This window comes from Streptomyces sp. NPDC006259 (assembly GCF_042870975.1).
Lineage (GTDB): Bacteria > Actinomycetota > Actinomycetes > Streptomycetales > Streptomycetaceae > Streptomyces.
The window spans coordinates 689,283-703,067 of record NZ_JBIAHY010000002.1 but is presented as its reverse complement, the minus strand read 5'-3'; the positions used below and the strand labels follow the sequence as shown (position 1 = coordinate 703,067).

General features: G+C 73.3%; 12 protein-coding genes. 4 read left to right on the top strand and 8 right to left on the bottom strand.

Annotated features, from left to right (window positions below):
* Positions 1-113: 113 nt before the first annotated feature.
* The gene (locus ACFYO5_RS09065; protein ID WP_356564732.1) at positions 114-554 is read left to right on the top strand and encodes an SPW repeat protein; all 441 of its coding nucleotides are present in this window, start codon (positions 114-116) and stop codon (positions 552-554) included.
* A gap of 108 nt (positions 555-662) precedes the next feature.
* Here the strand turns inward: ACFYO5_RS09065 and ACFYO5_RS09060 are convergent, their stop codons facing one another.
* The 3 genes from ACFYO5_RS09060 to ACFYO5_RS09050 form a co-directional block, all read right to left on the bottom strand.
* On the bottom strand, positions 663-1,451 hold the full coding sequence (locus ACFYO5_RS09060) for an ArsR/SmtB family transcription factor (RefSeq protein WP_388707164.1): 789 nt from the start codon (positions 1,449-1,451) through the stop codon (positions 663-665).
* Positions 1,452-1,506: 55 nt separating this feature from the next.
* On the bottom strand, positions 1,507-3,225 hold the full coding sequence (locus tag ACFYO5_RS09055; protein WP_388705979.1) for an alpha/beta fold hydrolase: 1,719 nt from the start codon (positions 3,223-3,225) through the stop codon (positions 1,507-1,509).
* Between the two features lie 150 nt (positions 3,226-3,375).
* On the bottom strand, positions 3,376-3,834 hold the full coding sequence (locus tag ACFYO5_RS09050) for an ArsI/CadI family heavy metal resistance metalloenzyme (protein WP_388705977.1): 459 nt from the start codon (positions 3,832-3,834) through the stop codon (positions 3,376-3,378).
* A gap of 305 nt (positions 3,835-4,139) precedes the next feature.
* Between ACFYO5_RS09050 and ACFYO5_RS09045 the strand changes: the two genes are divergently transcribed.
* On the top strand, positions 4,140-4,508 hold the full coding sequence (locus ACFYO5_RS09045) for an ArsR/SmtB family transcription factor (protein ID WP_388705974.1): 369 nt from the start codon (positions 4,140-4,142) through the stop codon (positions 4,506-4,508).
* A 278-nt stretch (positions 4,509-4,786) separates the two neighbouring features.
* A complete protein-coding gene (locus ACFYO5_RS09040) occupies positions 4,787-5,200 on the top strand; it encodes an arsenate reductase ArsC (protein ID WP_388705971.1) in 414 nt (137 codons plus the stop codon).
* Here ACFYO5_RS09040 and ACFYO5_RS09035 read toward each other — a convergent pair.
* Together ACFYO5_RS09035 and ACFYO5_RS09030 are read right to left on the bottom strand one after the other, a co-directional pair.
* Entirely contained in the window at positions 5,182-5,961 is a 780-nt protein-coding gene (locus tag ACFYO5_RS09035; protein WP_388705969.1) for a GNAT family N-acetyltransferase, read from the bottom strand. The genes ACFYO5_RS09040 and ACFYO5_RS09035 overlap by 19 nt on opposite strands.
* Before the next feature lie 276 nt (positions 5,962-6,237).
* Entirely contained in the window at positions 6,238-6,912 is a 675-nt protein-coding gene (locus ACFYO5_RS09030; protein ID WP_388705967.1) for a chaplin, read from the bottom strand.
* Between the two features lie 321 nt (positions 6,913-7,233).
* Between ACFYO5_RS09030 and ACFYO5_RS09025 the strand changes: the two genes are divergently transcribed.
* The gene (locus ACFYO5_RS09025; RefSeq protein WP_388705964.1) at positions 7,234-8,838 is read left to right on the top strand and encodes an alpha/beta hydrolase; all 1,605 of its coding nucleotides are present in this window, start codon (positions 7,234-7,236) and stop codon (positions 8,836-8,838) included.
* Positions 8,839-9,042: 204 nt separating this feature from the next.
* Here the strand turns inward: ACFYO5_RS09025 and ACFYO5_RS09020 are convergent, their stop codons facing one another.
* From ACFYO5_RS09020 to ACFYO5_RS09010, 3 genes are all read right to left on the bottom strand, one after another.
* A complete protein-coding gene (locus ACFYO5_RS09020; RefSeq protein WP_388705962.1) occupies positions 9,043-9,843 on the bottom strand; it encodes an alpha/beta fold hydrolase in 801 nt (266 codons plus the stop codon).
* Between the two features lie 63 nt (positions 9,844-9,906).
* Entirely contained in the window at positions 9,907-11,040 is a 1,134-nt protein-coding gene (locus ACFYO5_RS09015) for an alpha/beta hydrolase (RefSeq protein ID WP_388705959.1), read from the bottom strand.
* Positions 11,037-13,736 (bottom strand): thioester reductase domain-containing protein, encoded by a 2,700-nt coding sequence (locus ACFYO5_RS09010; protein ID WP_388705958.1) that lies wholly within the window; start codon positions 13,734-13,736, stop codon positions 11,037-11,039. The genes ACFYO5_RS09015 and ACFYO5_RS09010 overlap by 4 nt, the downstream gene beginning before the upstream one ends.
* Positions 13,737-13,785 lie beyond the last annotated feature (49 nt).

The following is a 13,785-nucleotide window of genomic DNA, read 5'->3' as shown; positions in this document are numbered from 1 at the left end:
TGCCGCCCTCAGCTCTACACATAAAGGATAAATAAGCGCAGAATGAACTTACGCGGCGCTTACCGCATACCGCGCCAGACGCGGTCAGGCCTGCAAGTCGAAGGAGATGAGCCATGGCCAACGTCTCGCACTCCAGAGGCGACATGTCGACTCACCCGGATGTTTCCGAGATGCGCACGCGGCACGACCGCATGCTCGGCGGTCGCGACGTCGCTCTCGTGGACGGACCGGTGTTCCTGCTCGGTCTGTACTGCGCCGTGTCCCCGTGGATCCTCCACTACACGGCCGGCCAGCCCGCCCTGGCGACGCACAACCTGATCGTCGGCATAGCGATCGGCCTGCTGGCGCTCGGGTTCACCGCGGCCCCGGCCCGTATGTACGGCCTCAGCTGGGCCATGTGCGCGCTCGGCGTCTGGATGATCGTCGCCCCGTGGGTGGTCGGCGACAGCCCGGACGCCGGCGTCATCGTCAACAACATCGTCATCGGCGCGCTGGCACTGATCCTGGGGATGGTCTGCGCCGGTACGGCGGCGAAGAGCGTTCCCAAGGCGTGACCGCCCGCACGAGGAAGGCCGGAGCACCGGCGACGGAAGGCGGCCCGGCCGGGCCGCCTTCCGTCGTCCGTCGTCCGTCGTCCGGGTCGGCCGCCGCCCCGGCTCCGCTCAGTCGGAGGGCGCCGGCCGTGCCTCCCTCGGCAGGGCCCGGCCGGTCTCCAGGAGCGACTTGAGACCGGACAGCACCGCGGGCCAGGCCTGCGAGATGTCGGCGAACTCGCCCTCGTCCGCGAGGTTCTCATGGGTGACGGTGAGTCGGACGGTGTCGGCGCCGGGGTGCGACCGGATCTCGAAGGTGACCCGGGAGTGCCGTTCCGGGCGGCTCTCGTCGTCGGGCGCGGCCCAGGTGGTGACGAGTCGGGTCGGACGCTCGCTCGCCACGACGGTGCCGACGACGTCGGCCGTACCGGAGCCGTCCGTGCGCACGTGCTCCCAACGCGAGCCCGGCCGCCAGTCGGAGACGTTCGCGTGTCCCCAGTAGGCGGCGGTCAGGTCGGCGTCCGTGAGGGCGTCCCAGACCCGCTCGGGCGTGCCGGCGATGTACGTGACGTAGACGAAGGCGGGGTTGCCTGCCATGGCCCTGCCAGCCGCGGCCTCCTCGGCTCGCCGCTTCACCTCGGTGAGGACACGCAGCCGCGGGCGCTCGAACTTGTCGATCCACCGCTCCTGGATGTCGTGGAGCGGGACCGGGTTGAGGTAGTGCAGCTTCTCCCTGCCCCGCCGCACCGTCGCCACGAGGTGGGCCGCCTCCAGGACGGCGAGGTGCTGGGTGACCGACTGGCGGGTCATGTCGATGTGCTCGCACAGCTGCCCGAGGGTCTGCCCTGCCCGCTCGTGCAGCCGGTCCAGCAGCCGCCGCCGCGTGTCGTCGGCCAGCGCCTTGAACACCTTGTCCACCGCGGAGTCGCTCTGTGATCGCACACCCCACGTTATGCAGCCAGAGACTTGCACGTCAACGGCGGTCGGGCACCTCCGCGGCGTACCGCGGGGGCAACAGACCCGACACCACCTCGGGCGGCCAGACACCGTACGGCGGCAGCACCCGCACGGTCGCGCCGCCGGGCGGCCCGGTCTCCGTCGGCGTACCCGCGGAGGCGGGCGGTGGGGTCGGCCCCGGGATCCGCTCGACGAAGGGCGGGAGGTCCTGACGGCACCGTGCCCCCCGCGGTGGCAGCGCGCCGGTGCGGAAGTAGCGCACCACGTGCCGGCTCACGCAGGCGCTGGGGTTGTCCAGCGCGGTGTGCCCGTACCCGTCGAGCGTCAGCAGGCGCGCCCCGCCCAGTTCCGCGGCCATCGCCCGAGCCGACCGGTAGGGGGTCGAGGGGTCGTGGGTCGTGTTGACCACCAGGACCGGGTGGGCGGTCGTCCGGTTCCACGGACCGGTGTACGTCCGCGCCGCCCTGGCCGGCCACGCGGCGCAGGGCTCGTCGGCCCAGACCCACCAGCTGCCCATCGCCCCGGCCTCCGCCACCGCCCGCCGCTCCAGTCGGGGGTAGCGGTCCGGCGAGCGCGGGTTGGGACTCTCCGCGCACATGACCGCGATCGACTGCTCGAAGCCCGGGTACCGCGCCGGGTCCGTCGCCACGGACCCGGGATCCACGGGCGCCCGGCCGCCCCACAGTCCCTGGAGCGTGTCCGCGATCCCGGCCCAGCCGGGATGCACGGTGTAGAGCCCGCCACGCACCTCGCTCACCGTCCGCGCGTACGTCCACCCTCCGACCGGCCGGTCCGCCAGACGCCGCAGCAGGGACCGGTACTTGGCGCGGGTCGCCGCCGGGGTGCCCGCCGAGAAGGCGCACCCCGTCACGCGAGCCCGACCGCAGTGGTCGAGGAACTGCTCCAGCGTTCCCGCCGAGCCCAGGTGGGAGCCGAGCCGCAGGAAGGTGTTCAGTTCCGGCTCACCGGTCGCGCCCCGGTCCATCCAGGCCCGCGGGTCCACGTTCCCGTCGACCACGAGACGCCCGACCCGCTCGGGGAACAGGTTGGCGTAGGTGGCGCCGAGCAGTGTGCCGTAGGAGACGCCCCAGTAGTTGAGCCGCTCCTCCCCCGTCGCACGGCGAAGCAGGTCCAGGTCGCGGGCGGTGTCGGCGGTGGAGACGTGGCTCAGCAGTTCCGGGTCGCGGCGCTCGCAGCGCCGGGCGAGGTCGGCGTACGCGGCGCTGAACGCGCGCTGTTCCCGCTCCCCCACCGGGAAGGGCGGCACCTGCTTCTGCCAGGCGGCGGCCTCCGCGGTGGTGGTGAAGCAGCGAACGGCCGTGCTCGCGCCGACGCCTCGCGGGTCCCAGCTGACGATGTCGTAGCGGTCGCGCAGTTCGCGGGGGAACTTCTCGTACAACTCAGGCAGTCCTACCGTGCCGGGACCGCCCGGACCACCCGGATTGAAGAACAGCGCGCCCGCCCGCTCGGCGGGTCGGGCGGCCCGGTGCCTGATCACGGCCAGCTCGATGGTGCGGTACCGGGGGCGGGTGTGGTCGAGGGGCACGTTCGCCACCGCGCACTCGAACGCGGCCTGCGCCTCGTCGGCACAGGGCTTCCACCGCAGTACGACGCCGCCGTCACCGCCCGGCCCGCCCGCGGCCGCCGGGCCGGGCGCTCCCAGCAGCAACACCAACGCCCCGGCCGCGGCGCTCGCGACCCCTCCGCGCGGCATCCGTACGACGGTCCGTGGCATGGGCGGGCCCTTCCCTCGCGGCTGACGGGAGCCGGGCCCTGCACCAGCGGCCCCGCAGCCATACCACCGGCGAGCAGACGCGCGGGCAACCGACACGCGTCCGAACGGGCGGTACGGCAGCGCCGCACGGCCGTCGGGCGCCTCGGCGGATCAGCAGCAGGCGCCCGCGGCGGCGGGTTCCTTCCCGTCGGCCTCGGACGGGCCCGCGCAGCAGGTGCTGTCCTGCCGCCTGGCCAGGGATGCGGCGTCGGCCTTGACGACGTACACCTCCCAGGGCTCCCGGCCGGGGCCGTGCACCCACACCTTGTCCTGGAGGGCGTAGCAGCAGGTGGTGTCGTTCTCCACGTCGGTCGCCAGGCCCGCGTCGCCGAGGCGGGTAGTGGCGGCGCGGACCGCCTCGACGCTGTCGACCTCGACGCCGAGGTGATCCATGCGGGTCGCCTCGTCCGTGGCGCCCTCGATCAGGACGAGCTTGAGCGGGGGTTCGGTGATGGCGAAGTTGGCGTAGCCGTCGCGGAGTTTGGCGGGTTCGGTGGCGAAGAGTCTCGTGTAGAAGGCCACCGACGCGGCGAGGTCGGGGACGCGCAGGGCGAGTTGCAGACGGGACATGGGGAACTCCTTGTGTGGACGGGGACGTAGCGCACCCGGTCGGCGAGGACGTCGGCGAGGGGCTGGAGGTAGCGGTCGGCCCAGTCGCCGCCCGAGGGGCAGGAGGCGCCGTCCGGGCGCACCCACCCGGTCGGGGCCGACGCGGTCACGGGATCCCCTTTGTTTCGACATCCGTCGATCTGTTGTGCGGTCAGCGTGGCACCTACTTCGACGGACGTCAACATAGATGGACGTCTAATTTCGCTCCGCAGGCGTCCGTGTCACTCCCCTGGCCACGCTGGTTAGACGTGTGTCAACATAGACAGATGTCGAATGTCGAGGCGCTGCCCCTCCTGGAGCCCGAGGTCACGGAGTCCGTCGCCCCCTGCTGCCCCCCGCTCACCGAGCGACCGCTGACCGCGGACGAGGCGACGAGGACCGCCCGGATGTTCAAGGCGCTCGGCGATCCGGTGCGCCTGCGGCTGTTCTCCCTCGTCGCCTCGCACGAGGGCGGGGAGGCCTGCGTCTGCGACATCTCCGACGTCGGCGTCTCGCAGCCGACCGTGTCCCACCACCTGAAGAAGCTCAAGGAGGCGGGGCTGCTCACCTCCGAGCGGCGGGGCACCTGGGTCTACTACCGGGTGGAGCCCTCGGTGGTCACGGCCATGGGGCAGATGCTGGGCACCCTGGGCTGATCGGACCGAGCGGGGCGCGGGCGGGACACGGCAATCGGGCCCACCAGGGCCGGTCCGACGACCCCCGCCGACGAGCTGCGCGCCGACGGATCCCGCGACCGGGTCCGGCGCCCTCCCCGCGAGGTGTCCGTCCAGGGCGCGCCCGACGGCGCCGCCGGCCCGATGTCACCGCCGGGCCGGCGAACGAGGTCGACGAGGTGAACCAGTGGGCGGCCGCGGGCGTCACGGAGCTGACGTCACGCGCGACTGATGCCGCCGTGAGACAGGAGAGACCCCCGATGTCCGACAAACCTTCCGTGCTGTTCGTCTGCGTGCACAACGCGGGCCGTTCCCAGATGGCCGCCGCGTGGCTGGCCCATCTGGCCGGAGACCGGATCGAGGTCCGTTCCGCCGGCTCCGATCCCGGCGACGACGTCAACCCGGCCGCCGTCGAGGCCATGCGCGAGGTCGGCATCGACATCTCCGCCGAGGTGCCCAAGAGGCTCACCGTCGACGCCGTGCAGGAGTCCGACGTCTGCGTCACCATGGGGTGCGGCGACACCTGCCCGATCCTCCCCGGCAAGCGCTACCTGGACTGGCGGCCGGCGGACCCGGCGGGCCTGGGCGTCGAGGCCGTACGCCCCATCCGCGACGAGATCAGGGTGCTGGTCGAGGACCTCGTCGAGCAGATCACCTACGGCACGTACACGTAGGGCGTCGTCGTGGTCAGGGGCGCGAAGCCGAGGCGTTCGAGGATGGGCCGGCTCTGGTCGGAGGCGTCGACCTGGAGGTAGCGGTAGCCGCGGTCGGCGGCGATGCGGGCGCGGTGGGCGACGAGGGCCCGGTAGATGCCGCGGCCGCGCCAGGCCTCGGCGGTGCCGCCGCCCCACAGACCGGCGAACCGTGTGCCGGGGAGCAGCTCCATGCGCGCCGAGCTGACCGGCTCGTCACCCGCGAGGACGACCAGGGCGACGACATGGTCCGGGTCGGTGGCGAGGCGGTCCCGCATCAGGTCCCGCAGCCAGGCGGCGTCCTTGCCGAACGCCTTCTCGTTCGCCTCGGCCATGAGGTCGACGCCCGCCATGTCGGTGACCGGCACGATGCGGAGTCCTTCGGGAAGTCGCGCGTCCACGAGTTGCTCGGCGGTCTCGCCGATCATCAGGGTCTCCTCCGGCTCGGCCGCGAACCCGGCCCGCACGAGCCGGTGCGGAAGATCGGCGGGCCGGTCGTGGCCGTAGACCTTCCACTCGAAGTCCCGGCCGAGCCCGCCGAAGTACGCGATCTGCTCGGCGATCGCCTCGTCGGCCTCCGCGGCGGCGTCCAGACCGGACCACACGACGCCGTTCCAGCCGCCCTCGGAGCCGACGTGGCGGACCACTCGCCCGACGCGTTCGACGCGCGCGCCGGGGCTTTCGGGGAGGGCGCCTTCGCGCATGTCCCGGTCGTACAGGTCGAGTACCGCGGCGTTGTCCATGGGCACACTTCAGCATCACCCCCGTGCGTGATCAAGGGAGTTACCGGTGGGCGGCGTCGCCACGCGGTCCCCCCGCCACCGGACAGGCGCCGGACCGGCCGCGAGTGCGGGCGGACGGTTCGGGCGGACGGTCCGGGCGGGTGCGGACGCCGTTCCCGTGGTCATGGGGTCATGGCGCGGGGATGAACGGGACTTCAGTGGCTCAGGCAGAAACCGCCGGGCCGGAACGGCCGTAGGCGCCCTGGAACGGGACCCACGGCCGTGCGGCGGTCCCGGTCAGCGCTCCGCGCCCGGCCGGAACCGGCGGTAGAGGACCGCTCCGCCCAGAACCAGCGCCGCGGCGCCCGCGAGGCCGGGGACCGTGGCGTCGCTGCCCGTGTGGGCGAGCGCCGACATGGCGTACGGGGCCTGTGCGACGGAAGCCGGCGGCACCACCGTCGGATCCGAGTGGGACGCGGCGGGCGGGGTGTGCCGCGTCGGCGGCTCCGGCTTCGGCCCGGTGGGCGGCGCCGGCCCGTCGTCCGAGGTGTTGACGGACTCGTTGCCGAACACCGGGTTGGCGATGCCGACGACGTCGACGGTGTTGCCGCTCACGTTCGCCGGGAGGTGGACGGGCAGCTGGACGCCGTTGCCGGAGACGACGCCCGGCGAGTCCAGCGCGCCGCCGTGGGCGCTCGCGCCGCCGCCGTTCTTCGCGGGCGCGGCGGTCGAGCCCTTGTTGGCGCAGGCATTGCCCGCGGCCGGGTTGAGGAGTCCCACCACGTTCACGGTGTTGCCACAGAGATTCACCGGAACGTTCACCGGCAGCTGGACGCCGTTCCCGGAGATCGCTCCGGGCGAGCCGGCCGCGGTCGCGTCCGCCGCGGAGTCGGCGAACGCGGGCATCGCCACGGCCAGCGCGCCCGAGGCGGCGGCGACGGCGATCACACCGTTTCGGGTAACCCGTCTCATGGGGTCCCTGCCTTCCAGACATGGTCGCGGGCGTTCGCCCGCACCCCGTAGAACGCGGCGGCACCTCCCGAGTTATGGCCAAACGGTCTTTCACCCCAATGGGTGCCACTCCGATCGAACTGGCGGTAAAGCAGACAATGTCGTTGCCCTCCGCGCGGGCGGCGGTCCGCCCGGCACCGCGCACGGCGAGCCGTACGAGGGCCGCGCACGACGGGCCGTACGAGGGCCGCCGGGCGTCCGGAGGCGGGTCCCGCGGAGCCCGCCTATCGTGGGCCGGGGCGCCGGTCCCCGGTCCGCAGCAGGGCGTCCTGGGAGGCATCGATGCTGGCCAAGCTGGAGACGCGACCCGCACGGCGACGCGGCACCCTCGCCGCGGCCGCCGCGCTGACCCTGCTCGGCGCGGCGCTGCCGACGACCGCGACCCCCACGCCGGACGGCGACCGTCCCCCGGACCTCTCCCGGTTCCACGACCAGAGGATCAAGTGGGGCAGGTGCACGGGCGACGGCATGCCCGACGACCTCCAGTGCGCCAGGGTGACCGTGCCCGTCGACTACGCGCGCCCCAAGGGCGCCACCCTCGACCTGGCGCTCGCCCGCTACCGCGCCACCGGCGACAAACGCGGCTCGGTGGTGCTGAACTTCGGCGGTCCAGGCGGCCCGGGGGTCCCCGAACTCGCCTATGGAGGCAAGGAGTTCATGGATCTCACCGACGGTTACGACGTGGTGGGCTTCGACCCGCGGGGCGTCGGCCGGTCCTCCCCCGTCAGCTGCGGGGACGCCGAAAACGACGCCTACGCGGCCGTCGACGACGACCCGGACGACCTCGGCGATCCACGGGCGCTGCTGGCCCGGCTGAAGAAGGCCGCCGCCGCGTGCGCCGAGCACTCCGGTCCCGTCCTGCCGCACATCGGCACGGTGGACGCGGCCCGGGACCTGGACGTGATCCGCGCGGCCCTCGGCGACAGCAAGCTCAACTACCTCGGCTTCTCGTACGGCACCCGGCTCGGCGCGGTGTACGCCGCGCAGTTCCCCGATCGGGTGGGCCGGCTGGTCCTGGACGGCGTGGACACACTCACCGAGCCGCTCTCCGAGCAGGGCATCGCGGGCGCCCGGGGTCAGCAGGTGGCGCTGGACGACTTCGTGGACTGGTGCGTGAAGGACATCGCCTGCCCGTTCGGGCAGGACGCGCGCGCCGCCCGCGAGGACGTGCGGCGGCTCGTGCGCTCCCTGGACGAGGACCCGGTGCCGACCGACTTCGGCGCGGCCTTCACGGGGCAGGACCTGGTGGGCGCCATCGGGCAGGGGCTGTACAGCAAGCAGTTGTGGCCGTCCCTGGAACGCGCGCTGGCCCAGCTCGTCGAGAGCGGGGACACCAGCGGTGTGATGGCGTTCGCGACCGGCGGCCTGTCCCTGCCGGTGCGCGATCCGGGGGGCGGCGATCCGAGCGGCGGCCTGGTCGCCGAGGAGGAGATCCCCCTGGACAATCTGCCGGCGGCACTGATGGCGATCAACTGCGCCGACGATCCGGACCGCCCCACCGCGAAGCAGATCACCGCCGACCTGAAGCGGCTGCGCGCCGACTACGAGAAGGCGTCGCCGGTCTTCGGCCAGTACCGGCTCACCCAGGTCCTGATGTGCTACGGCCGCCCGAAGGGCACGGACTACATACGCGACGAGGTGAAGGATCTCGACACACCGAAGATGCTCCTCGTCGGCACCCGCGGGGATCCGGCGACGCCGTACCGCTGGACGGTGGAGACGGCGGAGCGGCTCGGGCCGTCGGCCGTGGTGCTCGACAACCGCAGCGAGGGCCACACGGGGTACGGCTCGTCGAAGTGCGTGCACCGCAAGGTCGACGACTTCCTCCTGTACGGCTCCCTGCCGCCCAGCGGCAGCTCCTGCGGGGCCGACGACGACGACCGATGACGCCACCTGCCGCCGCTGCGGCTGCCGCTCGTGGACGCGGGCCGGCGCGGCCGGGGCGGCACGCGCCGGGCGGGAGGGTTGCCTCGGGCGTGCGGCCGCCGTACGCCGGTACCGGTGAGGCCGCCGGAGTCGTGCGGCGCGCGGGAGGGCGGCCGACCCGAACGGTGTCGGCCGGCGGTGTGCGGGTGTGCCGACGGGGCGGTGTCAGCCGGCGGTGTGCGGGTGTGCCGACGGGGCGGTCACGAAGGCGTCGATGGCCGCCGTCAGTTCGGCCGGCTTCTCGACGGGCAGTTCGTGACCCGCGTCGAGGATGCGGACGGTGGCGTCGGGATAGGCCTTCGCCATGCGCAGCATCTGCTTCACCGGGAGCTGGACGTCGTGGTAGCCGTGGATCATCAGGGTCGGCGTGCGGATCTCGCCGACCCGGTCCAGGACGTCGAACGCCCGCATCGCGCCGTACAGCGTCATGACCACCTCGCGCGGAGTGTCCGCCGAGGACCTGATGTAGGCGCGGACCTCGTCGCGCGGGTAGCCGGGCGCGAAGGCGCGCTGGATGTTCGTGGCGACGAACAGCTTGTACGGGACGAGGGTGGAGGCGGCCATCAGCAGGCCTCTGCCCCGGTTGTACGCCATCCGGCCGATGGAGTTCACCAGCACCATCCGCTCGACGCGCTCGGGGTGGGACAGGGCGATGGTCTGCGCGATCATCCCGCCCATCGAGTGCCCGACCAGCACGAACCTCTCGACCGCGAGGTGGTCGAGGAGGGCGAGGACGTCGTTCGCCAGCTCCTGGACCGTCTTCACACCTGCCCCGGCACTGTCGCCGTGCCCGCGCAGGTCGAGCCGGACCACCCTGCGCGTCTTCGAGAAGTGCGCCACCTGGTGGTCCCACCGGTGCCGGTTCGCCGTCCAGCCGTGGACGAACACCAGAGGCACCCCGCCGCCGTCGCGCGGCCCCTCGTCGTCGTACGTCAGTCTCGCGCCGTCGACTTCGAGCTGCGGCATGGGTGCCTCCTGCGTGAACGACCGGTTACTGACGCGTACGGTAACCGGCCGACGGGGTCGCCGTCACCGTCGTTCGCCCAGGAAGTCGAGGATGTGCCCGAACACGTCGAGGGCGGCGCCCCGGCCGAGGAACGTGTCCAGGTGGCCGTAGCCCGGTATCTCGGTGTACCGGACGTCGAGCTGGGGCTGACGGCGGGCGAGGACCTGGTGGCAGAGTTTCTGCGAGTCGAGCCACAGGCCGTTCTCACTGCCGGCGAGCAGCAGGACGGGCGTGTCGATGCGGCCGGCCGCGTCCAGGGCGTTCCGCGGCAGCGACCGGTAGCGGCCGTCGGTCTCGTGCCAGCGGACCACGCTGCGGGCCAGCTCGATACGGCGCAGGTGCGGCAGGATCCACAGCGGCGCGGGGCCGAGCAGTTCGGCGAGCCGGTCGTGGGTGGCCTCGGAGAGGTTCTCGTGCACGAAGAGCGAGGCGCCGCTCCCCCAGGCCGAGTGGTGCAGCATCTGACAGGTCGGGTCGGGGCAGGACGCCTTGCGGGAGGCCAGGGCGAACAGGGGGGTGTACTTCGAGCGGAGGCCCACCTTGCGGAAGTCGACCGGGATGTGGTCGATGCGGGACTTGAGCAGCTCCCCCGCCACCGACATGCGCAGGGAGGTGCGGCCGGACAGTTTCGGGGTGAGGAACACGCCCTGCGAGACCACGCCGGCCAGGCCGGGGACGAGTCCGGCCGTCATCGACAGGGAGAGCGTGAGGGAGCCGATGCAGTGGGCCACCACGAACAGCGGGCGGTCACCGACGCGTTCGCGGATGTGCGAGACGGCGGCCGGGATGTCGTACAGGGCCACGTCGTCGTAGGTGTAGCGCTGTCCGGTCTCGTTGTAGGGCAGCCGGCAGCTGCCCCGCCAGTCGAGGAGCCAGGGCTCGTAGCCGTCGTCGAGGAGGGAGTCGACGAGGTTGCGGGTCTCCGGGAGCAGGAACATGTCGGCGGAGGCGGTGTGGCCGTGCAGCAGGAGCACGACGGGGCGGCCGCTCTCACCGGGATCGACGCGGGTCAGGCCGAGGCGGACTCCGTCGGCCGCGCGGAAGGGGATCTCCTCCACGCGCGCCGGGTCCAGGCGGTGGCGCAGGGGGCGCAGCGCGGTGGTGGTCCTGACCCTGCGGAGCTGCCGCCGGGGCGCGGGGGTCGTCCTGAAGATCATCGGTGACGCTCCGTGGGGTTCGGGGTACGGCGCAGGTCGAGCAGGTCCGCGGCGGCGCGGACGAAGGGGCCGGCGAGTCCGCGCCCCATCTCCAGGCCGAACCACGCCAGCCAGGTCAGTTTGGCGGCCCGCTTCTCCTGGCCGGTGAGGTGCGGGGCGACCTTGATGCCGTCGATCTGGTCGCGGACGTAGGAGTCGGCGGGCACGACGACCTCACCGGTGAACGTGGCCGGTTCGCCCTCGCGGCCGAGTTCGATCGTCAGGGCGCGGGTCTGCCGCCACAGGTCGCGGCGGGCGCGGGCGTACTTGTGGCCCTCCAGCCACCACTGTCGGCCGTCCGCGTCCCGCAACCGGAGTCGGTAGCGCAGAAGTTGGTGCTCGAGTCCGTGCTGCTGCGGAATGCCCTCCTCGGGACGCACCCAGAGGTCACCGTGTACGACGGTGAGGGGCTCGGCGTGGGCCGCCGGGCAGGTGATCGCGCCGGAGACGTCGACCCGGCGCTCCTTGACGAGCTGGTACATGCTCGCGATGGACAGGGTCAGCGCCATCGAACAAGGGCTGTCGGCGGTGTCGCCCGTGCGGCGGACCCGGCCCTCGGTGGTCTCGGCGAACCACAGATAGGGCTGGTCCTCCTTCCGCGGCAGCCGGGCGAGTCCGTCTCCGGCGAGCTTCTCGAACGTCTTCAGCTGCGCCTGCGCGTCGTAGCGGGCGGCCGGTGTCAGGCCCAGGGCCTCCACCAGGGCGTCGGTGCGCTCGGCGGCGGCCGCCGGTCCCTTGAGGGTGGCCTCGCAGAGTTTCAGCGCGGTCGGGCTCTGCAACACCCTGGCGAGGAAGGCGAGTTCGGGGACCGGCTCGGCCTCCAGGCGGTCCAGGGTGCCGGTGCGCCACTCGTCCCAGTCCTCGACCCGGACGTGCATGCCGCCGAACGCCATGTCGCGGACCACGTCGTCGAGCGTGTTGGGGACACCGGTGAGGTGGTAGTCGAAGCCCCACGCGTCCGGCTCGCAGACGACGGCCACCGCGACCCGGCTGACCCAGTCGACGGGCGCCGCGTTGAGGTAGCGGAACGCGGGCACGGTGCGGAAGCGGCCGAACGCGGAGATCAGACCGCTGCTGAGGTCCTGCGGGTTGTAGGCGCCGGTCCTGGTGTGGCCGCCGATGCCGCCGGGGCGCAGCGCGGAGACGATCAGCCCGTGGTCGCGGGCGCGGCGCAGGGCCGTCTCGGCGGCCCACTTGGACTGGTCGTAGCCCGCGACGAGGCGGTCGACGTGGGCGAACGGGTCGTCCTCACCCATGGAGCCGATGCCGACCTCGTTGAAGACGGCGATCGAGGAGATGTGGTGCAGCGGCTTGGGCCGTCCGGTGGCGGCGAGTTCGGCGAGGGTGAGGGTGCCCAGGACGTTGCTGGCGCGCAGCGACTGGTAGCCGCGCAGGAAGTCGACGGCCGCCGCCACCCCGACCACGCTGTCCAGCTCGTGGGCGAGGGTGTGCCACAGCTTGTCGGACAGGCCGAGGCGGGGGCGGCGGATGTCACCGGGCAGCACGGTGACACGGCGCCGGACCTCCGCGTTCCACGGCAGCCGGTACGTGCGCAACTGCTCGGCGAGCCGGGCGGTCGCCGCCTCCTCGTCGGCCCCGCGCACCAGGCAGTACACGTGGGCGTCGCTGTGCCGCAGCAGGTCGAGCAGCATGTGGCTGCCGAGGAAGCCGGTGGCCCCGGTGAGCAGGATCCGCCGGGGCGGCAACGGCTCGGGCGAGCGGAGGAAGGGGAGCCGGTCGGCGAGCGCGAGGTCGGCCAGGATCTGGTCGAGGTCCTCGCGGCGGGCGGTGCCGTGCGGGTCGTCCGCGAGGTCGGGAAGCGGGAGGGTGGTGACGGGGGCGGGGTCCGCGGGTCGGGGTGACCGGACGGTGAGGCCGCCGGCCGGCGCGGGGGCAGGGAGGCCGGCCGGCGCGGGCGTCGGAAGGCCGGCCGGTGCGGGGGCAGGGGTGCCGGCCGGTGCGGGGGCGGGAGGGACGGCCGGCGCGGGCGTCGGAAGGCCGGCCGGCGCGGGCGCCGGGAGCTTCTCGGCTTCGGCGGTCCGGGGGGCCGGCAGGGGGACCGGGTGGCCGCCCCGCTCCAGCCACCGCCGGGCCAGGCTGCTCGGCCGGGCGTCGGCGAACACGTCGTCGAGGTCCAGCTCCACGCCCAGATCGCGCTCCAGCTCCGCCGCGAGTTCGACGGCGTGCACGGAGCTGCCTCCGGCGTCGAAGAAGTCCGCGTCGGCGTCCAGGTGCCCGTGGGGCAGATAGCGCCCGGCCGCGACGGCGATGGCCTCGGTCAGGCCGTCGAGGTCGAGGGCAGGAGCGCCGGGGACGGGAGCGCCGGAGGCAGCGGCGGTGGGGACAGGGGCGCCGGTGACGGGAGCGATGGGGACAGGGGCGCCGGAGGCAGGGGCGCCGGTGACGGGAGCGTCGGAGCCCGTCACCGGGGCGGTTTCGTCTGCGGCGGGCTCCGGCCCGGCCGGTTCGGCCGTCATGACCAGCGCCAGCAACTCGCTGACGCCGAGCCCGCTCCCGCCCCGCTCGATCGCCTCCGCGGTGGCCTGCCCGTCGTTCGTCCGCCGTCCCTCGTCCGACCGCCGGCCGGCGGTCGTCCGCTGCCCCTCGTTCGTCCGCCGGCCGGCGTTCGCCGCCGCGTCCTCGTTCATGTCACGCATGAGAGCCCTTCACGATGTGCACGGTCCTTGTCCCTACTGCCGGAGCCCG